Origin of the sequence: Pantoea sp. DY-17 (assembly GCF_019795975.1) — a bacterium.
Lineage (GTDB): Bacteria > Pseudomonadota > Gammaproteobacteria > Enterobacterales > Enterobacteriaceae > Pantoea > Pantoea leporis.
Genome location: NZ_JAIMIG010000001.1, coordinates 1,158,691 through 1,179,674, shown reverse-complemented (window position 1 = coordinate 1,179,674; position 20,984 = coordinate 1,158,691). Strand labels below are relative to the sequence as shown.

The window sequence follows — 20,984 nt, the reverse complement described above, 5'->3', positions numbered from 1 at the left end:
ACCGGTTGCTCACTATCGCAAACGGTTGCGATTTAACATTGCAGCGAGTTTTACTGCGTATGGCGTAATTATCGCCTGTTGAGATGCGTCTTTGTGGTGCGCTTATGCACTCCTAATGTGCAGGAAAAATCCTGCAACACGCTGCTTTTGGTTTTCATGAGCATGGGTTCAAGGTTAATGCTAAGGTGTGGCTGATAACCTGAAATCGTTTAAGGAACAGTGAGATGATTATTTTTGTTACTGGCGCAACTGCTGGTTTTGGTCAAAGTATCACCCGCCGCTTCATTGCTACAGGTCACAAAGTGATCGCCAGCGGACGTCGCGCTGAGCGTTTAAAAGAGCTGAAAGATGAGCTGGGCGACAATCTGTATACCGTTCAGCTGGACGTGCGTAATCGCGCCGCCATCGATGAAGCGATCGCCTCCCTGCCCGCTGAATGGCGCAATATTGATGTGCTGGTTAACAATGCTGGCCTGGCGTTGGGTGTGGAACCGGCGCACAAAGCCAATATCGAAGACTGGGAAAATATGATCGACACCAACAATAAAGGTTTGGTGTACATGACGCGTGCGGTGCTGCCTGCAATGGTTGAGCGCAATGTTGGTCATATCGTGAATATCGGTTCGATTGCCGGTAGCTGGCCTTATTTGGGTGGCAACGTGTATGGCGCAACCAAAGCGTTCGTGCGCCAGTTCAGCCTGAATCTGCGTACCGACCTGCACGGCACCGCGCTGCGCGTGACCGATATCGAGCCAGGTTTGGTGGGCGGAACCGAGTTCTCAAACGTGCGCTTTAAGGGCGATGACGATAAAGCGGGCCAGGTTTATGAAGGCACCACCGCGCTGACGGCGGAAGATGTCACCGAAGCGGTGTATTGGGTGACGACGCTGCCGAAGCACGTCAACATCAATACGCTGGAGATTATGCCGGTGACGCAAACCACCGCGGGACTGAAGGTGCATAAAGGTTAATCGCGGTTACACGCTGTTTGATCGAAATATCCGGGGCGACCATCCTGTGAGGCGCTCCGGCGGCTTTTGCCGCGACGACCTCATCGGGATGTCTCCCCTGATATCACACGCCGGTGTGGCCGATGATTACGCGCGGCCCCAACCGGTCACGATAATCAACATGCCGCTCAAGGCAACCAGCGCGCCGACCCAATCCCACGTACTCAGTTTTACACCATCCACCACGCGCAGCCAGATTAGCGCCGTCAGCACATATACGCCGCCATAGGCCGCATAAACGCGCCCGCTCGCGGCGGGATGCAACGTCAACAACCAGACAAACAGCGCCAGACTTGCCGCGGCCGGCACCAGCAGCCACGCCGTCATGCCCTTCTTCAACCACAGCCACGGCAGGAAACAGCCAACAATTTCCGCTATCGCAGTGATAAAAAACAGCAAGGCGGTTTTGACCAGCATAGAAAATCTCTCGCTAAGCTAAACAAAGCGCTCACCGCTGGTGAGCAAAGAAGCAGCGATGATATACTAGCGCCCATGGTTGTTACAGCCGCGATCCCGGCTGTGCTGGTGTTAACTGAAGGAAATGACGATGAAAAAACTGTTTTCCGCCCTGCTGGCTACCGTAGTGACGTCGAGCCTTTTAATGGCTGCGCCCATCGCTGCGGCCAAAACCGATCGCCTGATTATTGAAGATGGCAGCAGCGCCTCCAGTAATGAAGCCGCGCGCCAGAGCAAAGAGCAGTGGAACGATACCAAAAACCTGCGTAATAAGGTCAATACGCGCGTTGAGAAAGAGTTTGATAAAGCGGACAAAGCCTTTGATACCCGCGACTCCTGCGAAAAGAGCTACAACGTTAACGCCTATTGGGAACCGAATACGCTGCGCTGCCTCGACCGCCGCACCGGACGTCCAATTGCACCTTAATCGTTTATCACTGCTATAGTTTTGACAGGATTTCTGACCAAAGGAGTGAATGATGAAAAAACGTAATGCAGTTCTGCTGATGGCGATGTTGTCGCTGCCGCTATTGGCGCAAGCTTCTTGTGAAAGCGTCAAAGCGGACATCAGCAAAAAAATCATTAACAACGGCGTCGCCGAATCGGATTTCACGCTGGATATCGTGGCCAATGATCAAGCCGATCAGGTCGGCGGCCAGGTTGTGGGTCATTGTGAGAACGACACACAGAAAATCGTCTACAAGAAAAATGGCCGTGATGGTGACAGCACCGTGCCAGACAGCGCGGGCAGCTCTCAGGACACGCCAGCGCAGTAAACTTTCGGGCGGCTCTCTGGCCGCCCTGCTTTTACTCCACTTCCGGCCTTTGCCGCGGCATTATCCACGCCACCCACAACGTTAGCAGCGCAATCAGCAACGACACGACAAACACCCAATGTAAAGAACTGGCGATTTGTCCGGTCCAGTCATGCAATGTCGCCTCCGACAGCGTCTGACGGCTTTCAGGCGACATGATTTTCTGCATCGGATCGTCAGCCTGCGGCAGACGCAGCGACAAGTTAAGGTTCAGCACCGCGCCCAATAACGCGGTACCAATCGCCGACCCGATCATGCGGCTGAACATGATTGAGGCGGTGCAAATGCCGCGAATATCGTAATGCGCATGGTTCTGTACCGATACCAGAAACGTGGTGCTGGTCATGCCCATGCCGGTGCCAATCACAAAGGCGGTGAATCCGGCCTGCACAATTGAGCTGTCGCTGCGCAATAGCAGCAGCAACGCGCTGCCCGTAATCAGCAGCAGCGCGCCCAACTGCGCGGTGAAGCGATAGGAGGTGATAAGCATCAACCTACCGCTCAACGTACTGGCCAGCGGCCAGCCAATCGACATCATCGCCAGTGCGCTGCCGGCCTGCAGCGGCGTGCCGCCGGTGATGCCCTGAATCCAGGTTGGCAGAAAGGCGCTGATGCCCATCATACTGGCACCGATAATCAGGTTGCCGATGTTGCCAGCGACGATAAGCCGGCTGCGCCAGATTTCCAGCGGGAACAGCGGCGCATCAGCACGCTGTTCATGCTGTTTTAAACGCCAGGCAGCAATGACCGCCAGCAGCAGGAACGGCACCAGCCAGAAGCCGAGCACTTCTGCCTGCAGCAGCGCGACCAGCAACGCCGTTACGCAGATCATCAGCCAGCAGCTGCCGGTGAGATTGAGCGTGGTGGCCTGTTTTTGTTCGCGCGATGGAAGAAAACGCGCCAGCAGCAGCATGGCGATGGCGCCAATCGGCACGTTGACCCAGAAAATCACCGACCAGCTAAAGTGCTGCACCAGCCACGCGCCGCTCAGCGGACCAATGATTGCCGCCACGCCCCAGACGCTGGAGAGCCAGCCCTGTACGTTGGCGCGTTCGCGCGGCGAATAGACGTCCGCCACAATGGTGGACGTTAGCGGCATAATCGCGCCGGCACCTAACCCCTGAAAAGCGCGAAACAGGATCAGCCACGCCATGCTGTGGGCAAATCCGCACAGAATCGATCCCAGTAAAAAGAGCGAAACACCGATAAACAACAGCCGTTTGCGGCCCCACATATCTGCCAGTCGGCCATATAGCGGCACGCTGACGGCTTGCGTCAGTAGATAGATGGAAAATACCCAGCCAAACTGCGAAAAGCCGCCAAGATCGGCAATAATGGTCGGCATGGCGGTGGCCACGATGGTGACTTCAATCGCCGCCATAAACATAGCGAGCATGCAGCCGATAAGAATCCAGTGGCGATGTTCCGTGTTCAATTCTGCAGTTTCAGTCATACGTCTCCTTAATTTCTAACAAGGCTAGCTCAAAATTCGCCAGACCAGTTTCCTCTGCGTGCGACCTATCTGTGACGACGTCACTTATTTCGATGAAAATTTTTTATTGTCGGATGATGCCTTATTCCACGCGGGTTAGATGGCGTTTTTTATTATTTCTATCTGTCTGATTTTGCCGCAAAAACTAGCGCTTATCGACAAGCATTGCTATAGGTCTAAGCGGTGCTTTCCAGATATTCACTGAAAAAGCATCTGATAACAGTCATTTTAACTGCAATTTAACGGGTTGAAGGATTTTCGTATGTGTGCGTTTTAACACTGCGCCGCCACCCTGGGAATGACATTACCTATCGAACGATTTCTTGAATCAGGGAGACACTGGCTATGCAAAATGCATCGCTCGCCCGCCGCGCTGGGCTGGCTCTGCTCGCGATTGTTGCGGTGCTTGCCCTGCTGGTTTGGGGGCTGGGGCTGAATACGCTGCGCGACCGGCGGGAAGATTTGGTTTATCTCGGGCAGCAGCATCTGTTTTTAGTGTTTTGGTCAATGTTCTTTGCGCTGCTGGTAGGCATTCCCAGCGGCATCCTGCTGAGTCGTCCTTTCGCCCGTCGCTGGGCAGAATACGTGATGCAAATTTTCAACGTGGGTAACACGCTGCCACCGCTGGCGGTATTGGCGCTCGCGATGGTGATTGTCGGTATCGGCGATCGTCCCGCGCTGATTGCCCTGTTCCTCGCCTCGCTGCTGCCGATTGTGCGTAATACTTTTGCCGGTTTAAGCGCGGTACCGCCGTCGCTGATTGAAGCCGCCAACGGTATAGGTATGACGAAGTTTCAGCGTTTGCGTCAGGTGGAAATTCCCAATGCGCTGCCGGTGATTCTGGCAGGCGTGCGCATCGCCACGGCGATTAACGTCGGTACCGCGCCATTGGCGTTCCTGATCGGTGCCAGCAGTTTTGGTGAGCTGATTTTCCCCGGCATCTACCTCAACGACTTCCCTACGCTGATCCTCGGCGCTGTGGCCACCGCACTGGTTGCGCTGGTGCTCGACATGCTGCTCGCGGCATTGGGACGTTATCTCAGCCCGCACTCTGCGGCTTAACACAAGGAGCTTTGTGATGGCCACTGCCAACAAACTGGCGCGCTGGGTTAAACGTACTGCGCTGGCACTCACCGCGACGCTGGCAATCAGCCAAAGCGCCGCGGCTGCAACACCGATTACCATGGCAACTAAGAGCTTTACGGAGCAGCACATCCTCTCCGCGATGACGGTGATCTGGTTGCAGAAGAAAGGTTTTCAGGTGATCCCCAAGACCAATATCGCCACCACTATTGGTCGTAACGCAATGATCAATAAACAGATTGATATGACATGGGAATACACCGGTACTTCGCTAATCATCTTTAACCACATCAATAAGCCGATGTCGACCGAAGACGCGTATAAAACGGTAAAACAGCTGGATGCGAAATTGGGCCTGGTGTGGCTCAATCCTGCACCGATGAACAATACCTATGCGTTTGCCATGCAACGCGATCGCGCGGAAAAAGAAGGTATCAACACCATGTCGCAACTGGTGGCGAAGCTGGAAGAGGTACGCAAGAACGATCCGGATCATAACTGGAAACTGGGTTTGGACCTGGAATTCTCAGGCCGCTCCGATGGTCTTAAGCCATTGCAGAAAGCCTACAACATGCCGCTCGAGCGTCCGCAGATTCGCCAGATGGATCCCGGCTTGGTTTACAACGCGATTCGCGATGGCTTTGTTGATGCCGGTTTGATCTATACCACCGATGGCCGCGTGAAAGGGTTTGAACTCAAAGTGTTAGAGGATGATAAGCACTTCTTCCCAAGTTACAACGTCACGCCTGTCGTGCGTCAGGATGTGCTGGAGAGCCATCCAGGCCTGGATACGGCGCTCAATCAGCTTTCCGCGTTGATTAATGACGAAGCGATCACCGAGATGAATAAGCGTGTCGATATTGATCATCAGTCGCCGCAACAGGTGGCGCGTGATTTCCTTCAATCCAAGAACATGCTGTAAGGAGGCGCTGTGGATACCTTGCATTACATCATGAATAACTGGCACACCTTGATGACGCTCACCTGGCAACACACGTGGCTGGTGCTGGTTGCGGTCGGTTTCGCCATTATCGTTGGCGTACCGCTGGGCATTTTGATTGTGCGCTTTAAGTGGCTGGCCACGCCGGTGCTCGGCATCGCCACCATTGTGTTAACCATTCCCACCATCGCGTTGTTTGGTTTGATGATTCCATTGTTTTCTATGATCGGTCAGGGCATTGGCGCCCTTCCCGCTATCACCGCCGTGTTCCTCTACTCGCTGCTGCCGATTGTGCGTAACACCCACACCGCGCTGGAGAATTTGTCTCCCGGACTGCGTGAAGCCGGTCGCGGGATTGGCATGACCTTCTGGCAGCGTCTGCGCTGGGTCGAGATTCCGATGGCGCTACCGGTGATTTTTGGCGGTATTCGTACAGCGGTGGTGATGAACGTCGGCGTGATGGCGATTGCCGCCGTAATTGGTGCAGGTGGTTTGGGCCTGCAACTGCTCGACGGGATCAGCGGCAGCGATGTGCGCATGCTGATTGCCGGTGCCTTGATGATTTGTTTGCTCGCGATTGTGCTTGATTGGCTGCTGCACCGTTTGCAGTCGGCGCTGACTCCTAAGGGGATTCGATAATGATAAAACTGGAAAACCTGACGAAAACCTTTACGCAAAAGAACGGCACATCACTCAATGCCGTGGACAACGTCAGCCTTGAAGTGCCTGCCGGGGAAATGTGCGTGCTGCTCGGCCCATCGGGTTGTGGCAAAACCACCACCCTGAAGATGATTAACCGTTTGATTCCCTCCTCAAGCGGCAGGATTTTGATCAATGGTGAAGACACCAGCGGACAAGATACCGTCACCCTGCGCCGCAATATTGGCTATGTCATCCAGCAGATTGGTCTGTTCCCGAATATGACCATCGAGGAAAACATTACCGTGGTGCCGCGCATGTTGGGTTGGGATAAGAAGCGCTGCCGTGAACGCGCCACGGAATTGATGAGCATGGTGGCGCTCGACCCGACCAAGTTCCTGCATCGCTATCCGCGCGAAATGTCCGGCGGTCAACAGCAGCGTATTGGCGTGATTCGCGCGCTGGCTGCGGATCCACCGGTATTGCTGATGGATGAACCTTTCGGTGCGGTCGACCCAATCAACCGTGAAGTGATTCAGAACGAATTCCTTGAGATGCAGCGCCAGTTAAAGAAGACCGTGATGCTGGTTAGCCATGATATTGATGAAGCGCTGAAGCTCGGCGACCGCATTGCGGTGTTTGGTCAGGGGAAAATTGTGCAGTGCGCCAGCCCGGATGAGCTGTTAGCCAAACCGGCGAACGACTTTGTTGGCTCCTTTGTCGGTCAGGACCGTACGCTGAAACGTTTGTTGCTGGTGCAGGCCGGCGATGTCACCGATCAGCAGCCCACCATCACCGTGCAGCGTAATACGCCACTGCAGGAGGCCTTCGCCACCATGGACGATAACGATATGCGTTCGGTGACGGTAGTTGATGAAGATGGCAAGCCACTGGGATTTGTGAAGCGGCGTGAAGCGCGCGGCGCCACTGGCCGCTGCGAAGAGATGCTGCATACCTTTAAAGTGACCGGCAAAGCGGAAGAAAACCTACGCGTGGTGCTGTCGAAGCTGTATGAGCACAACACGGTGTGGATGCCGATCGTTGATGAGGAAGGTCGTTATAGCGGCGAGATATCGCAGGATTACATTGCCGATTATCTCAGTTCTGGACGTACGCGCCGTCGGTTGAATCCATAAACCGCACAATGCTTGAAACGCAGGAAGAGGCGGCAGAGGAGTAAAGTGTCCCGCGCCATGGATGGCGCGGGCCAAGCCCCAGGGATGGTTTATGGCGTCTTTACGATCTGCCGCCTCTTCTTGCGTATGCACCCTGCACGTTAGTGCGACTCCTCAGCCGTTTTTGCCGCCACTGCTTCGCTGCGCTCTGAAGGCAGCACGACATTCAAAATAATCGCCAGCATCCCGCCGGTAGTCACTGCGTGACCAAACAGGTTGCTAATTAGCGTCGGGAACTGTTTCAGCACCTCAGGCACCGCTTCGACACCCAAACCGATACCAAACGACACGGCAACAATCAGCATCTCGCGGCGGCCAAGTGGCGTTTGCGTCATCACGCGGATGCCGGCCGCCACCACGCTACCAAACATCACGATGGTCGCGCCGCCCAGCACCGGCGGTGGAATCTGCTGCAGCATGTAGCCAATCGCCGGGAACATACCGAGCAGCACCAGCATTACGCCGATCACCATGCCAACATAACGGCTGGCAACGCCGGTCATTTGGATGACGCCATTATTTTGCGCAAAAGTGGTGTTGGGAAAGGCAGAGAACACGGCGGCGAGCAAGCAGCTGATGCCATCGGCGAAAATACCGCCCTGCATGCGGCGCTCAAACGCTTCGCCTTCAATCGGCTGCTGCGACAACATGCAGTTCGCCGTGAGGTCGCCCACCGCTTCAATCACGGCTATCACCGATACCAGCGCGATGGGAATAAAGATGGTCCAGTCAAAGGCAAAACCAAAACGGAACAGCGCCGGCATTACCAGCCACGGCGTATCACCCATTGGCTTAAGGGTGAGATGGCCGGTTAACGCTGCGGCGATACAGCCCGCAGCAATGCCGGCCACCACCGCAACCAGCCGCGTCCAGCGATTTTGCGAACGGTTAAGTACGATAATCACCAGCAGCGTCAAGGCACCGAGCGCCAGATTGCCGGGCGCGCCAAAATCGTTGGCGTTATGGCCGCCAGCCCAATCGGTGATGCTGACTTTAATCAGGCTGATACCAATTAAGGTAATAACGGTGCCGGTAACCACCGGCGTCAACACTTTGCGTAATGGCGCGATGCAGCGGCTGATCAACATCGGAATCATCGCCGCCACCAGGTTGCAACCAAAGATCATCGCCATGATCTCTTCTGGCGATCCGCCGCGCGCTTTGACCATCAATCCGCCCGACAGAATCACCCCGAGAAAGGCAAAGCTGGTGCCCTGCAGGCAGATCATGCCTGCGCCAATGCCCATAAAGCGGCGCGCCTGCAGGAAAGTACCGAGACCGGAAACGAGCAGTGACATACTGATCAGATAAGGGATCCATGCCTGTAATCCCAACACGGAACCAATAATCAGCGGCGGCGTAATGATGCCCACTACGCTGGCCAGCACATGTTGCAGTGCGGCACAAAATGCAGGCAATGGACCGATGCGGTCATTCAGCCCATACAACAAACCTTTCTCATCTGATTGCGACATACAGGTGCTCCGGCAAGATATTCATCAGAGCTGCTGATGCATGAATCACGCCAGAACAAGGGGTTTATTAAAAATTGGAAGTAAGATATTGAATATTTTGGCAATTAATTCAGTAAAGAGGAGGGCTGAATCTGAAATCTTAGATTCAGCCATTGATCATTTGCGGCCTTTTGTTTCATCAGGCCGCAGGCTTTGCACTGTTGTCGTGCGTAATATTGTCATCGAGCAGTGAGATATCCAGATAACCACTCAGCTCCCGCTGTTCTGCGCGCGGCAGATAAGGCAACTCGCCTAATAAAGGTGCACCTAACTTGTTGCTCAAAACATCAATAATTTCAGCGTAATGCGCCAGACCGGGATTAATACGGTTGGCTACCCAACCCACGAGTCGCAATCCATCCTGCGCAATCGCCTCGGCGGTCAGTAAAGCGTGGCTGATGCAACCTTCTTTAATGCCGACTACCATCACTACGGGTAAATGTTCCTGCCGCACCCAGTGGGACAAAGGCTGTAAGTCGTTCATTAAACTGCGCCAGCCGCCGGTGCCTTCTACCACCACGCGCGCGGCGCGCTGCTGCAAATCGTTTAGACTGCGGCTGAGCAACGGATAATCTATACGCTGCGACGCGCTGGTGCTGATTTCATCCTCTTGTAAGGCGATAGGATTGACGGCGGAATAATCGAGAGCGAGACCTGAAGCCTGCTGTAATAACAGGGCATCTTTATTACGTAAGCCTTCAGATGTGAGTTGCGCGCTTTTGGCGACAGGTTTGAAGCCTGCGGCGCACAGATTCGCCTTGGCAAAGCACTGTAATAACGCGCGTGATACCACGGTTTTACCCACCGCGGTGTCGGTACCGGTGACAAAAAGCGTTTTCACCATTCTCCTCCTTCATTAAAGCGATGTGTAACGTGCGAAGGAGGCAGTTTAAGGAAATGTTTTCACGGGCAGATTGCGTTAGGACAAACTTAAGGTGTGCTGTAATTATCCCTGCAACAGTTTTATCAATAAATGGCCGCTATAGAGCGCGTCTTTAATCAGTGCGGCGCCGCCAAAGGTGCCGGGATCGCTGAAAGCCGTTGGTGTGAGCTGGATTTCACTGCTATATGCGGGCAACGCCTGTTGTCGAATGGTACTGCTCACCGCAGGGAACAGCACATCGGCGGCCTGATTCAGCGGCGAACCGATAAGGATTTGTTGAGGATTAAAGATGTTTACCATCATCGCCAGCATGCGGCCAATATGGTGTCCGACGCCCGCAATTACATCACGCGCCAGGCGATCGCCCTGCTGCGCGGCTGCGCATAAGCTCTCAATCGTCAACGGCGTCTGATGCAATACACTGTCCGGCTGCGACGGCAAACGCTGGGTGGTGAGAGTAAGCAAGCTTCCGATGCTGGCGACGGTTTCCAGACAGCCGTTATTGCCGCAATAACACTGCTGGCCGTAAGGATCGATTTGCGTATGACCAATTTCCACCAGCGTACGACCATTTTTGTGCAGCAATTGTCCGCCGCTGATCACGCCCGCGCCGACGGTTTCATCAATCACAATCTGAATCACATGTTGCGCGCCACTAGATGCGCCAAACAGCGCTTCGGCTAACGTCCAGGCGGAAATATCATGCTGCACGAACACCGGCAAACCGGTGCGCTGCGCCAGCGTTTCTCCCAGCGGCATATCCTGCACGTCATAACCCGGCATGCGATGGACCACGCCAGAAGCGGCGTTGATCAATCCCGGCAAAGTAATGGCGATGGCGGTCAAACGCTCCAGCTTGCTTTGGTGGCGAATAAAGAAGTCATTCACTGTCTCGTGCAAGGTTTGCAGCAGTGGTTTGTCGGCGCTGGCGTACAGCGGCAGGCGATCTTCCTGCAGCGCGCGGCTGCTGAGATCGCGCAGCGTCAGCGTAATAAATCCGGGCTGAATGCGCACGGCGAGATAGTGCCAGGCGAGCGTATCGAGGATCAAACCAATCGCGGGACGACCGCGACTGCCCGGCTCCTGAAATTCAGTTTCCTGAACCAGATGGGCATCGAGCATTTCACGCACGATTTTGGTAATGCTGGCGGGTGCTAACTGGGCACGTTTAGAAAGCTCAATACGCGAAATCGGGCCGTAAAGGTCAATCAGTCGGTAAACCACACCTGCGTTGGTCTGTTTTATCTGATCAATATGACCAGGTTGACTGTACAGATTCACGCCCAGCTCCCATTATTTTCGCGCTTCTAAATAAACAGCAGCTATGGTGATGCAGATTGACCAGCAGCGTCAAATATTTGATTAGAAATGTGATTTATCGCACATAAAGTTTGGGCCCTCATTCAACTGCGGACTCAATTCTCTGCATTTTGCAGCATCAGCGACATCATATTGGTCATTTGCGCCGTAGGTTCTCGCGTCGCTGACCAGACCAGCCAAACTTCAGAAATCGCGTCGCTCTCCTGCAACGGGATCCACACCACATCAGCCAGACGTGCACGGCTGAATGACGCCGGCAGAATCGACACGCCGAGTCCGGTCGCCACCAGACCAAGGATGGTCATCGCCTCGCCCACTTCCTGCGTAATAAAAGGTTTGATTTGATAGCGATGCAGCAGCGCCAGGATTTCACCGTACAACGCAGTGCCGCCTTGCGGATCGAAAAATACAAACGGCTCGTTGGCTAATGCCTGAATGGAAATCGACTCTGCATCGGCCAGCGGATGCGCCCAATGCACTACCGCGCATAGCGGCTCACGCAGTAACACGCGGTGCTGCAGATCGCTGGGCAGCGGCGTATTGCGCATCACACCAAGATCGAGTCGAGCATCATGAAGTGGCGCAAGCTGCTGCCGCGTGTTGTTCTCCTGCATCTGAATGTGTACTTCTGGCCAACGCTGGCGGAATTGGTACAGCGCGTCAGAAACCAGACCGGTAAACGGCGCTGAGGAGGTAAAGCCGATGCGCAACTCGCCCTCCTGCCCGCTATGCACGCGTGCGGCGCGGCGGGCGGCCTGTTCGACCTGTAACAAAATGGCACGCGCATCCTGCAAAAACAGCGCGCCGGCGGGCGTGATCTGTACGCTGCGATTGGTGCGGGTAAACAGCTGCGCGCCAATTTCCTGCTCCAGCTGCTGAATCTGCTGGCTTAGCGGCGGTTGCGAAATATTCAGGCGCTGCGCGGCGCGGCCAAAATGCAACTCCTCCGCGACGGCAATGAAATAGCGTAAATGACGCAACTCAACATTCATATTTTAAACGTCTCATTTGAGATTATTAATATATTGTACAACCTATTCGCCCTTTCCTACAGTAACGCCATGATTGTTCAAACGAGGATGTTCCGTGAGTCGCTCTTCTCAGGCGGTGATACTCGATGAAGACGAGTTGTCCGTAAAGCCTGCTCCAGCTGCAACCCCTTCAGAATGGATTGAACGCGGATCGCCGCAGTTTATGCGCGTTACGCTGGCGCTGTTCTCTGCCGGTCTTGCCACTTTCGCCCTGCTGTATTGCGTGCAGCCCATTTTGCCGGTGTTATCGCAACAGTTTGGTGTTTCTCCAGCGCAAAGCAGTATTTCTCTCTCGCTATCGACCGGCTTAATGGCATTGGGATTGCTGTTTACCGGGCCGCTGTCGGATGCGATTGGGCGTAAATCGGTGATGGTTACCGCGCTGTTGCTCGCCGCTATCTGTACCTTGATTTCCGCCACCATGAGCAGCTGGCAGGGGATTTTGCTGATGCGCGCGCTGATTGGCTTATCGCTGAGCGGGGTAGCGGCGGTTGGCATGACCTATCTGAGTGAAGAGATTCATCCACGCGTTATCGCCTTTTCCATGGGGCTGTACATCAGTGGTAACTCAATTGGCGGTATGAGCGGACGTCTGTTGACGGGCGTATTGACCGATTTCTTCTCGTGGCGCGTTGCGGTGGGCGTGATTGGCTGTTTCGCGTTGGCGGGCGCGCTGATGTTTTGGAAAATCCTGCCTGCGTCGCGTCATTTCCGTCCAGCTTCGCTGCGTCCGCGTAGTTTGCTGATCAACTTCCGTTTGCACTGGCGCGATAAAGGATTACCGCTGCTGTTCGCTGAGGGCTTCCTGCTGATGGGCGCGTTCGTCACGCTGTTCAACTACATCGGCTATCGCCTGCTGAGTGCGCCCTGGTCGCTGAGCCAGGCGGTGGTGGGATTGCTGTCGGTGGTCTATCTGACCGGCTCCTGGAGTTCACCGAAAGCCGGCGCGGTGACCAGCCGCTTTGGACGCGGTCCGGTGATGATTGGCGCAACTGCGATTATGCTGACGGGATTGCTGCTGACGGCGTTTAACTCACTGTGGCTGATTTTACCCGGCATGATGTTGTTCACCGCCGGATTCTTTGCGGCGCACTCTGTTGCCAGCGGCTGGATTGGCCCGCGTGCGCGTCGGGCTAAAGGCCAGGCATCGTCACTCTATCTGTTTAGCTATTACGTTGGATCCAGCGTGGCGGGTACATTGGGCGGCGTGTTCTGGCACAGCTATGGCTGGATGGGCGTTACGGCATTCATTAGCTTGCTATTATTAATGGCTTTGCTGGTCGGCTGGCGATTGCAGTGCCGGAAACTGTAATACCTTTCATCTGTTAAACGGGGCTAATGCGCCCCGTTCTCTCATCAAGTCCACGCCATCCGGTGATCTCACAGTCCCAGATAAAACAAAACGGCCATTCGTCGCTATAATTCATTCCATTCCAACAATAGTTAGACTTTTATTATTTCACAGCAATGAGGACGATAGATGGGACTCTATTATTACGTCGATAAGCATGCCGGCTATAACGACAACCATGTAGTACACGCAACGGGATGCCCGTACCTACCCGCCGATGAGGCACGCCGTTTCCTTGGGACTTTCTACACGCCAAATGCCGCCATTCAGCAAGCGCGTAAATTTTATGCCAGCGCGCTGGGCTGCGAGCATTGCTGTCCGGTGGGGTTAAAAAAAAACATGACGACTCAGAATAGTGTGGCACTAAAACATATGGTGCGACTCTGATAATCATGATGTGAGAGTGGTCAGCAGACCTAACTCTTTTGTTAAGCAGCACTGCGGCGTTTCATAATAATTATAAATTTAAGTGTAATAATAACTGGACCTTAAGGCGCTCAAGGTGGCGTCAGGTCCAGTTGCCTCTTTCTCCCCCGTTGTTAATCTTGCTCACTCTCGTATTGATGACAGAAAGCGTAAAAACCTCAGGCTATTAATTACGCCACTCTTGATAAAAAATATTCAGTAATAAAAGCCCGACAAACGGTTTCCCTCCGCTCATTAATGCTCCACAATAGCGGAAATTTGTGACTCCGGTCACTTTCTGGGGTGCTTTTTGCCCTTTCATTTGCCGTCTGACTGATTTGAACTCCATGCAATCTACTACTGTTTCCCGTAAAACGGCCTGGCTACGCGTTGTACTGCTGGCTATTGCTGCTTTTGTCTTTAACACCACAGAATTCGTGCCTGTCGGTCTGCTGTCGGATATCGCCGCCAGCTATGACATGAAGACTGCCGATGTTGGCATTATGCTGACCATCTACGCGTGGGTTGTCGCGCTATTGTCACTGCCGTTGATGCTGTTAACGCGCAATATTGAGCGTCGCCTGCTGTTGGCGGTGTTGTTCATCGTGTTTGTAGCCAGCCATGTGCTCTCGTCTTTGGCATGGGATTTCACCTCACTGGTTATCTCGCGCATCGGTATTGCCTTAGCGCACGCCGTGTTCTGGTCAATTACCGCTTCGCTGGCCATTCGCGTGGCGCCTGCAGGCAAGAAAACTCAGGCGTTGAGTATGCTGGCAACCGGTACCGCGCTGGCGATGGTGCTGGGCGTGCCGATTGGGCGTATCGTCGGTCAATATCTTGGCTGGCGCACTACTTTTGGCATGATCGGCTTGTCTGCTTTGGTATTGCTGATTTTGCTGATGCGCATACTGCCGCGTCTGCCGAGCGAGCACACGGGTTCACTGAGCAGCGTTCCGATGCTATTCCGCCGTCCGGCGCTGGTGGCAATGTACGTTCTGGTTACCGTGGTGGTGACGGCGCATTACACCGCTTACAGCTACATCGAACCGTTTATGCAGGTGGTGGCTAATGCCGATGATAATTTCACCACGCTGCTGTTACTGCTGTTTGGATCAGCGGGCATTCTCGGCAGCGTGCTGTTTAGTACGCTGGGCAATAGATTCCCTTCTGCGATGCTGATCGCCGCGATTGCGATGATCACGCTAAGCATGGGCTTGCTGGTGTTTGCTGCTGTACGTCCCGCTGCAATCACCGTGCTGTGCATCGTTTGGGGCATGGCAATGATGATGATTGGTCTGGCGATGCAGGTGCGCGTTTTGGCGCTGGCACCGGATGCCACCGACGTCGCGATGTCGCTGTTCTCGGGTATCTACAACATCGGTATCGGCGCGGGTGCGCTACTGGGTAATCAGGTCAGTTTGCATATGCAAATGTCTGATGTCGGTAACGTCGGCGGCATTATTGGCCTTGCCGCACTGTTCTGGTGTATCGCTATCTTCCGCCGCTATCCTCAGCTGCGTTCAAACGGATAAGAAAAAAGGCTTCAGAAGGTTATCTTCTGAAGCCTTTTATTCACTTCCTGCGGAATGCTTAATTGCCCTCCGCTCAATTCTCTTAGTTATAAATTACTGCTGTGCCATTTAGCTTGTTGTTGCCAGAGGTCGAAGTGATGCGGAATGACTTTGCTCCGGCAGCACTGGCCTTTTCCGCTAGCTGATTCTCCAGCGATGTCAGGTTGGTGCTACCTGATGCGCTAACCACACCAATTTGTTGTTGATTCAGCGGCGCTTCGTTTACTAAGTCTGCAGCCATACTACCAAACGCGATTGAAGACAATGCTACAGCGGCCAAAGTCAGTTTGATGCTTTTCATAATTTTGCTCTCTTAAACAGGTGAATTGGGGTCGGTCGCGATTAAGTTAACAACCGTTAATTAAATGCTACTGCCGAATGGGTCCGCGCGTCAATCATTTTATTAACGGTCATTATTTTAATCGGAAGTGGCGTGATTATGGGCTTCCCAGCCCTTTTTGACTTATCCATTTGGGTGCTTTCGCCAGCCAAAAGCACAAACGGGCAAAGACGAATAGACTCATTCCGGGCTGCGCTTGCATATTTATTTAATGATCGGTAATTTAATGGGGTGTTTTTACGCTTTGAGGTGCCCAATGACAGAAGTTATCGATGTGGTGAACAGGAAAACGCGCGGCCGTCCGAAAGTGTTTGATCGCAACGATGCCCTGGACAAGGCATTGATGTTGTTCTGGGCGCATGGCTATGAAGGCACTTCGTTGTCCGATTTGGTTAACGCTACCGGCGCTAAGGCCCCAACCCTTTATGCTGAGTTTGAAAATAAAGAAGGGTTATTCCGTGCGGCGATGCAGCGATACACTGAAACGTTCAGCGCGCAACGCAACGCCGTGCTAAATGATGATGCTTTAGACGTGAAAACGGCCATTGAAGCCTATTTTCGCGCAACCGCCGCATGCTTCACCGAATGTGATAAGCCTGCTGGCTGTTTCTTCATTTGTACCTCGAGCGCGCTCTCTTCCGGCTCAGAAGAAGTGGCGCAAATGCTGGCTCAGCAGCATCACGCGCAGGAATCAGCATTAAAAGCATTTCTTGATACCCGGCAGCAGCGCGGCGAGTTACCGCAATCTGCCAATAGTGCAACGTTAGCCCGCTACCTGGCGTGTTTACTGCAGGGCATGTCGGTGCGTGCGCGTGAAGGCGCTAATCGTGAGGACCTTGACCAGATCGTGGATACGCAGATGGCAATCTGGCCCGCTCTGGCGGGATATTGTGAATTGAGCACCAAATAAAATTCAGGCCGACTTCCGTGTCGGCCTAAAATTATTGCCTCCGTACGAATACTTAGGCGAGTGCTCGTTAAGGCAGGAAAAACATCGGTTTCAACGCTGCACTCACCGGACTGTTATCCGGATTCGATGGCATTAAATCCTTCATCGATGCCCACCAGCGCTGACACACTTCCGTTTTTGCCACTGCTTCCCAGCGCGCTTCAGACTCAATTTCCACGCTGGCAAACAGTAGATTGCGTTCAACATCCAGCCAGATAGCGTAATTGTGCGCGCCATGCGCTTTTAGCGTCTCAGCCAGCTCCGGCCAAATTGGCGTATGACGGCGCAGATACTCATCGTGGCAGTGTGCATGCACCTGCATCACAAAGGCTTTACGCAACATCGCTGCGCTCCGCCTGCAGCGCGGCTTGCCACGGTTTAACGTTGAAGCGTTCACCCAGCGCGATCAGCTGCTCAGTAGTGATGCTTTGACGAATGCCGCCCATTGACAGCGCTTTTACCACCACTTCGGAGGATTTCTCCGCCGTATCGATCAGGCCGAAAGTCTCGTCAAGGTTTGGACCCGCGCCAAAGATGCCATGGAACGGCCACATCACAATGCTGTGATTTGCCATTGCGTCTGCCGTTGCCTGACCAATTCCATCGGTGCCGGGCACCATCCACGGCAGAATACCTACGCCATCCGGGAACACCACCAGACATTCGGTGCTACCTTCCCATAACAGGCGTGTGAAGCGTGCCGAATCCAGATCGACCACATAGCTCAGCGCCATAAAGTTGGTGGCGTGGCAATGCATGATGACGCGATCAATGCCGTTTGAGACCTGCTTGCGCACGCTGTGCGACTGGAAGTGAGTTGCCAACTCTGATGTTGGCAGGCCGCCGTTACTCAAACCCCAATGGATTTTGTATGACAAGCCTTTGTCATCCACCTGAAGCAGCGCCAGACAGTCGGCCGGGTCGAGCTGAACGTTACGGAAAAACTTACCCGACCCGGTGACCAGGAACCAATCATTGGCCAGTGCTGGAGCAGGTTTGGTTAGCTCAATACAGCGCGGCTCGGCATAGAAATCACCGGCGAAATCTTTAACTTCTTCCGGCAGTAAACGTAAGCTGACGTTGCCGCCATTACGCTCATCCCAGCCCTTCAACCACATGTCGCTGGTCGCTTTAACCATTCCCTGAACAAAAGCGGAAGAGAGAATATTTTGCATGGTGTGTCCCTTAACGTTGACGCAGTGTTTGTTGTTCATAATGACGGACTTCGCTCAGCCAGCTGGCATCAGCAGGGACATCGTGGCGCAGACACCAGGCTTCCCACACCGCTTGCCACGGCAACGATTTTTGTTCTTCCAGCATCGCCAGGCGGCCGGTGTAATCCCCTTCGCTCTCTAGCTTGCGTAACTGGTCGGTAGGTTCCAGCAGAGCACGCAGCAGCGCTTTTTTGGCATTGCGTGTCCCAATTACCCACGCCGCGATGCGGTTGATCGACGCATCGAAGAAGTCGAGACCGATGTGCACCTTGTCGAACAATTTGTGGCGCGCGATCTCGGTAGCGATGGCTTGGGTTTCATCGTCGAGAATCACCACGTGATCGCTGTCCCAGCGCACCGGACGGCTTACGTGCAGCAGCAGGCGCGGCACATAGAGCATGGCCGTGGAAATTTTGTCGGAAATCACTTCGGTTGGATGGAAGTGGCCGGCGTCCAGAGTCAGCGCGGTCTGGCGGCTGCTGGCATAACCCAGGCAGAATTCATTGGAACCCACGGTGTAGCTCTCTGCGCCGATGCCAAACAGTTTGCTCTCTACCGCATCAATGTGGTGCGCAGGATTGAGTTTTTCACTGATCACTTCATCAAGCGCACTCGCCAGGCGTTGACGCGGTCCTAAACGATCGACGGTGAGATCTTTCATTCCGTCCGGCACCCAGATATTCATAACGGATGCGGTACCCAGTTGCTCACCAAAGTGTGCAGAGATACGACGGCTGGCCTTGCAGTGATCGATCCAGAACTGACGAATCCCTTTGTCGGCGTGTGACAACGTAAAACCATCGGCGCTCAGCGGATGGGAGAAACAGCTTGGATTAAAATCGAGGCCCAGCTTGTGCGTTTTGGCCCATTCCACCCAGTTGCTGAAGTGTTTCGGTTCAATCGCATCACGATCAACCGGCTTATCGCTCTCCAGATAAATCGCATGCAGGTTGAGGCGTTTAGCACCCGGAATGAGTGACATCGCTTTTTCAACATCAGAGCGCAGCTCATCAGCATTACGTGCACGTCCCGGATAGTTGCCGGTAGCCTGAATACCGCCGGTCAGTTCACCGTTCGGATTTTCGAAGCCGCGCACGTCATCACCTTGCCAGCAGTGCATCGAGACCGGAATGCCATCCAGCTGCGCCATTACCTGTTCCACATCCACACCGATGGCGGCGTAACGTTGTTTGGCCAGTTCGAAGGCCTGTTCAATCAGCTTAGTCATATGCAAGTTCCTTAGCAGGTTGGCTGAGCGCGGCAAAGCGTGCCTGATGGGCAGCGAAGGCGCTGTTGTTCAACGGTTCAAATTTTTCTAATGGGAAGTTTTGGCTAATGCAGCGGCGTAAATCGCTGACGTCACGCAGTTCGCCCAAAGCAATGAGCTGGCAGCCGACGTTGCCGAGCGTCGAGGCTTCAATCGGCCCCGCCAATACCGGCAGCTGACAGGCATCGGCACACAATTGATTTAACAGCGGGTTCTGACTGCCGCCGCCCACCACATGCAGTTGACGCAGCGGTGCCGCGCGCAGTGTGGCGAGTTCGCCAATCACCTGACGATAGAGCAAGGCCAGACTGTCAAAGATGGTGCGAGCCAGCGCAGCCGGCGTCTGCGGTACGGGCATGTTCTGTTCGGCGCAGGCGTTTTGAATCTCCTGAACCATGCTGTCTGGATTGATAAAACGGCTGTGATTGGGGTTAACTAGCGCACGACAGGCGGGCTCTTTTGCGGCTTCTTTGATCAGCGAACAGAGATCGGTAATTTGCAGCTCAGTGCAGACACGTTGCAGCAGCCACAAACCCATAATGTTTTTCAGAACGCGGTAGCCTTCTGCTCCACCTTCATTGGTTACGTTGGCATTGAGCGCCGCCGTGCTGACACAAGGCTGCAAGCTCTCAATCCCCATCAGTGACCAGGTTCCCGAGCTGAGATAAGCGGCATCATCCTGCATTAACGGGGTGGCCAAAACCGCGCTCGCCGTATCGTGAGTCGCAACCGCGATCACCGGAATGTGGTTGCCGCTGGCGCTGGTCCAGTTACCGACAGTGTTACCTGGCGATGTGGGTTTGCCGAACCACTTAGCCGGCACGCCAGCCCACGCAAGCAAATCGCTGTCCCATTCGCCGCTGTGAATATTGAGCAGTTGTGTGGTGGTGGCGTTGGTGTATTCCCAGTTCATCTGGCCGGTAAGGCGATAGTGCAGATAGTCAGGAATCATCAGCGCATACTGCACTTTTTCCTGCCAATCTGGCTGCTGCTGATGCAGTGCGTGCAGTTGATAAAGGGTGTTGAACGGCAAGAATTGAATGCCGGTGCGCTGATAGATTGCACCTTTGCCGAGATCGTTAATGGCCTGAGCCATGTGCCCTTCTGTGCGCTTATCGCGATAACTTACCGCCTCGCCGACGCGTTCACCGTTGGCATCCAGCAACACCAAATCAACGCCCCAGGTATCGATGCCAATGCTGTCCGGCACAATGCCTTCATCATCAAGCTGGGCCAGCCCTAAACGAATCTCTTGCTCCAGTCGATCCAAATCCCAACAATCATAATCTGCACGGCGCACACGCTGATTGGTGAAGCGACGCACTTCGCGCAGGCTGATCTGCTGATTCGCTGAACTCCATTGTGCGAGCATCACGCGCCCGCTGGATGCGCCTAAATCAATGGCAACAATGTTACGCATACTCATGGCGTGTTCTTCCTGTAATGAGATGACTACAGATTAGAAATCTCCGCTTTTTGCCACCTTCCCCTTACTGCCAGTGCGTAATAGTCACTGGCAGGCTGACAAA

At 54.1% G+C, this 20,984-nt stretch carries 22 protein-coding genes; 11 read left to right on the top strand and 11 right to left on the bottom strand.

Features of this window, described 5'->3' with window-relative positions:
- The first annotated feature begins 224 nt into the window (after window positions 1-224).
- Window positions 225-971 (top strand): bifunctional NADP-dependent 3-hydroxy acid dehydrogenase/3-hydroxypropionate dehydrogenase YdfG, encoded by a 747-nt coding sequence (ydfG, locus tag K5Y33_RS05615; RefSeq protein ID WP_101764358.1) that lies wholly within the window; start codon window positions 225-227, stop codon window positions 969-971.
- A gap of 126 nt (window positions 972-1,097) precedes the next feature.
- On the opposite strand, the gene K5Y33_RS05610 is transcribed toward ydfG, so the two are convergent.
- Entirely contained in the window at window positions 1,098-1,427 is a 330-nt protein-coding gene (locus K5Y33_RS05610) for a YnfA family protein (protein ID WP_192233901.1), read from the bottom strand.
- Window positions 1,428-1,557: 130 nt separating this feature from the next.
- Between K5Y33_RS05610 and K5Y33_RS05605 the strand changes: the two genes are divergently transcribed.
- Window positions 1,558-1,893 (top strand): DUF1283 family protein, encoded by a 336-nt coding sequence (locus K5Y33_RS05605; RefSeq protein WP_101764357.1) that lies wholly within the window; start codon window positions 1,558-1,560, stop codon window positions 1,891-1,893.
- Between the two features lie 52 nt (window positions 1,894-1,945).
- On the top strand, window positions 1,946-2,242 hold the full coding sequence (locus tag K5Y33_RS05600; protein WP_222233855.1) for a DUF1161 domain-containing protein: 297 nt from the start codon (window positions 1,946-1,948) through the stop codon (window positions 2,240-2,242).
- Between the two features lie 31 nt (window positions 2,243-2,273).
- Here the strand turns inward: K5Y33_RS05600 and K5Y33_RS05595 are convergent, their stop codons facing one another.
- A complete protein-coding gene (locus K5Y33_RS05595) occupies window positions 2,274-3,734 on the bottom strand; it encodes an MDR family MFS transporter (protein ID WP_222233412.1) in 1,461 nt (486 codons plus the stop codon).
- A gap of 384 nt (window positions 3,735-4,118) precedes the next feature.
- Between K5Y33_RS05595 and K5Y33_RS05590 the strand changes: the two genes are divergently transcribed.
- From K5Y33_RS05590 to osmV, 4 genes are read left to right on the top strand one after another with little or no spacing between them, the layout of a single operon-like run.
- Window positions 4,119-4,835 (top strand): ABC transporter permease, encoded by a 717-nt coding sequence (locus K5Y33_RS05590; protein ID WP_222182139.1) that lies wholly within the window; start codon window positions 4,119-4,121, stop codon window positions 4,833-4,835.
- Window positions 4,836-4,851: 16 nt separating this feature from the next.
- Window positions 4,852-5,778: a glycine betaine ABC transporter substrate-binding protein gene (locus K5Y33_RS05585; protein WP_222233411.1), complete on the top strand. Its 927-nt coding sequence runs from the start codon at window positions 4,852-4,854 to the stop codon at window positions 5,776-5,778.
- A 9-nt stretch (window positions 5,779-5,787) separates the two neighbouring features.
- Window positions 5,788-6,435, top strand: coding sequence for an osmoprotectant ABC transporter permease OsmW (gene osmW, locus K5Y33_RS05580; protein WP_064738719.1), 648 nt, complete (start codon window positions 5,788-5,790; stop codon window positions 6,433-6,435).
- Window positions 6,435-7,571, top strand: coding sequence for an osmoprotectant ABC transporter ATP-binding protein OsmV (osmV, locus tag K5Y33_RS05575; protein WP_101764353.1), 1,137 nt, complete (start codon window positions 6,435-6,437; stop codon window positions 7,569-7,571). Before osmW ends, osmV begins: the two co-directional genes overlap by 1 nt.
- Window positions 7,572-7,711: 140 nt before the next feature.
- On the opposite strand, the gene K5Y33_RS05570 is transcribed toward osmV, so the two are convergent.
- The 4 genes from K5Y33_RS05570 to K5Y33_RS05555 form a co-directional block, all read right to left on the bottom strand.
- The gene (locus K5Y33_RS05570) at window positions 7,712-9,085 is read right to left on the bottom strand and encodes a nucleobase:cation symporter-2 family protein (RefSeq protein ID WP_222233410.1); all 1,374 of its coding nucleotides are present in this window, start codon (window positions 9,083-9,085) and stop codon (window positions 7,712-7,714) included.
- Between the two features lie 178 nt (window positions 9,086-9,263).
- Window positions 9,264-9,968 carry a dethiobiotin synthase gene (gene bioD / locus K5Y33_RS05565; RefSeq protein WP_222233409.1) on the bottom strand — a complete coding sequence of 235 codons (705 nt, stop codon included), beginning with the start codon at window positions 9,966-9,968 and terminating at the stop codon, window positions 9,264-9,266.
- 102 nt (window positions 9,969-10,070) lie between these two features.
- Entirely contained in the window at window positions 10,071-11,288 is a 1,218-nt protein-coding gene (locus tag K5Y33_RS05560; RefSeq protein WP_222233408.1) for an ROK family protein, read from the bottom strand.
- A 134-nt stretch (window positions 11,289-11,422) separates the two neighbouring features.
- On the bottom strand, window positions 11,423-12,319 hold the full coding sequence (locus tag K5Y33_RS05555) for a LysR family transcriptional regulator (protein ID WP_222233407.1): 897 nt from the start codon (window positions 12,317-12,319) through the stop codon (window positions 11,423-11,425).
- Between the two features lie 94 nt (window positions 12,320-12,413).
- Between K5Y33_RS05555 and K5Y33_RS05550 the strand changes: the two genes are divergently transcribed.
- The 3 genes from K5Y33_RS05550 (at window position 12,414) to K5Y33_RS05540 (ending at window position 15,646) form a co-directional block, all read left to right on the top strand.
- On the top strand, window positions 12,414-13,670 hold the full coding sequence (locus tag K5Y33_RS05550; protein ID WP_222233406.1) for an MFS transporter: 1,257 nt from the start codon (window positions 12,414-12,416) through the stop codon (window positions 13,668-13,670).
- Window positions 13,671-13,838: 168 nt separating this feature from the next.
- Entirely contained in the window at window positions 13,839-14,096 is a 258-nt protein-coding gene (locus K5Y33_RS05545; RefSeq protein ID WP_101764347.1) for a hypothetical protein, read from the top strand.
- Window positions 14,097-14,461: 365 nt separating this feature from the next.
- Window positions 14,462-15,646: a sugar transporter gene (locus K5Y33_RS05540; RefSeq protein WP_101764346.1), complete on the top strand. Its 1,185-nt coding sequence runs from the start codon at window positions 14,462-14,464 to the stop codon at window positions 15,644-15,646.
- An 82-nt stretch (window positions 15,647-15,728) separates the two neighbouring features.
- On the opposite strand, the gene K5Y33_RS05535 is transcribed toward K5Y33_RS05540, so the two are convergent.
- Window positions 15,729-15,986 (bottom strand): YdgH/BhsA/McbA-like domain containing protein, encoded by a 258-nt coding sequence (locus tag K5Y33_RS05535; RefSeq protein WP_101764345.1) that lies wholly within the window; start codon window positions 15,984-15,986, stop codon window positions 15,729-15,731.
- Window positions 15,987-16,281: 295 nt separating this feature from the next.
- On the opposite strand from K5Y33_RS05535, the gene K5Y33_RS05530 reads away from it, so the two are divergent.
- Window positions 16,282-16,935: a TetR/AcrR family transcriptional regulator gene (locus K5Y33_RS05530; RefSeq protein ID WP_222233405.1), complete on the top strand. Its 654-nt coding sequence runs from the start codon at window positions 16,282-16,284 to the stop codon at window positions 16,933-16,935.
- 67 nt (window positions 16,936-17,002) lie between these two features.
- On the opposite strand, the gene rhaM is transcribed toward K5Y33_RS05530, so the two are convergent.
- The 4 genes from rhaM to rhaB are packed head-to-tail and all read right to left on the bottom strand — an operon-like array spanning window position 17,003 to window position 20,881.
- Window positions 17,003-17,317: an L-rhamnose mutarotase gene (rhaM, locus tag K5Y33_RS05525; protein WP_222233404.1), complete on the bottom strand. Its 315-nt coding sequence runs from the start codon at window positions 17,315-17,317 to the stop codon at window positions 17,003-17,005.
- Window positions 17,307-18,149, bottom strand: coding sequence for a rhamnulose-1-phosphate aldolase (rhaD, locus tag K5Y33_RS05520; protein WP_222233403.1), 843 nt, complete (start codon window positions 18,147-18,149; stop codon window positions 17,307-17,309). Before rhaD ends, rhaM begins: the two co-directional genes overlap by 11 nt.
- 10 nt (window positions 18,150-18,159) lie before the next feature.
- Window positions 18,160-19,416: an L-rhamnose isomerase gene (locus K5Y33_RS05515; protein ID WP_176970493.1), complete on the bottom strand. Its 1,257-nt coding sequence runs from the start codon at window positions 19,414-19,416 to the stop codon at window positions 18,160-18,162.
- A complete protein-coding gene (gene rhaB / locus K5Y33_RS05510) occupies window positions 19,409-20,881 on the bottom strand; it encodes a rhamnulokinase (protein ID WP_222233402.1) in 1,473 nt (490 codons plus the stop codon). Before rhaB ends, K5Y33_RS05515 begins: the two co-directional genes overlap by 8 nt.
- Window positions 20,882-20,984 lie beyond the last annotated feature (103 nt).

Bases quoted from the DNA above. Each gene is read 5' to 3' on its own strand.
- K5Y33_RS05595 (WP_222233412.1), bottom strand. From the start codon at position 3,734: ATGACTGAAACTGCAGAATTGAACACGGAACATCGCCACTGGATTCTT.
- K5Y33_RS05535 (WP_101764345.1), bottom strand. From the start codon at position 15,986: ATGAAAAGCATCAAACTGACTTTGGCCGCTGTAGCATTGTCTTCAATC.
- K5Y33_RS05605 (WP_101764357.1), top strand. From the start codon at position 1,558: ATGAAAAAACTGTTTTCCGCCCTGCTGGCTACCGTAGTGACGTCGAGC.
- K5Y33_RS05570 (WP_222233410.1), bottom strand. From the start codon at position 9,085: ATGTCGCAATCAGATGAGAAAGGTTTGTTGTATGGGCTGAATGACCGC.
- K5Y33_RS05610 (WP_192233901.1), bottom strand. From the start codon at position 1,427: ATGCTGGTCAAAACCGCCTTGCTGTTTTTTATCACTGCGATAGCGGAA.
- K5Y33_RS05530 (WP_222233405.1), top strand. From the start codon at position 16,282: ATGACAGAAGTTATCGATGTGGTGAACAGGAAAACGCGCGGCCGTCCG.
- osmV (WP_101764353.1), top strand. From the start codon at position 6,435: ATGATAAAACTGGAAAACCTGACGAAAACCTTTACGCAAAAGAACGGC.
- rhaD (WP_222233403.1), bottom strand. From the start codon at position 18,149: ATGCAAAATATTCTCTCTTCCGCTTTTGTTCAGGGAATGGTTAAAGCG.
- rhaB (WP_222233402.1), bottom strand. From the start codon at position 20,881: ATGAGTATGCGTAACATTGTTGCCATTGATTTAGGCGCATCCAGCGGG.
- K5Y33_RS05590 (WP_222182139.1), top strand. From the start codon at position 4,119: ATGCAAAATGCATCGCTCGCCCGCCGCGCTGGGCTGGCTCTGCTCGCG.
- K5Y33_RS05540 (WP_101764346.1), top strand. From the start codon at position 14,462: ATGCAATCTACTACTGTTTCCCGTAAAACGGCCTGGCTACGCGTTGTA.
- K5Y33_RS05600 (WP_222233855.1), top strand. From the start codon at position 1,946: ATGAAAAAACGTAATGCAGTTCTGCTGATGGCGATGTTGTCGCTGCCG.
- K5Y33_RS05515 (WP_176970493.1), bottom strand. From the start codon at position 19,416: ATGACTAAGCTGATTGAACAGGCCTTCGAACTGGCCAAACAACGTTAC.
- bioD (WP_222233409.1), bottom strand. From the start codon at position 9,968: ATGGTGAAAACGCTTTTTGTCACCGGTACCGACACCGCGGTGGGTAAA.
- rhaM (WP_222233404.1), bottom strand. From the start codon at position 17,317: ATGTTGCGTAAAGCCTTTGTGATGCAGGTGCATGCACACTGCCACGAT.
- ydfG (WP_101764358.1), top strand. From the start codon at position 225: ATGATTATTTTTGTTACTGGCGCAACTGCTGGTTTTGGTCAAAGTATC.
- K5Y33_RS05545 (WP_101764347.1), top strand. From the start codon at position 13,839: ATGGGACTCTATTATTACGTCGATAAGCATGCCGGCTATAACGACAAC.
- K5Y33_RS05585 (WP_222233411.1), top strand. From the start codon at position 4,852: ATGGCCACTGCCAACAAACTGGCGCGCTGGGTTAAACGTACTGCGCTG.
- K5Y33_RS05555 (WP_222233407.1), bottom strand. From the start codon at position 12,319: ATGAATGTTGAGTTGCGTCATTTACGCTATTTCATTGCCGTCGCGGAG.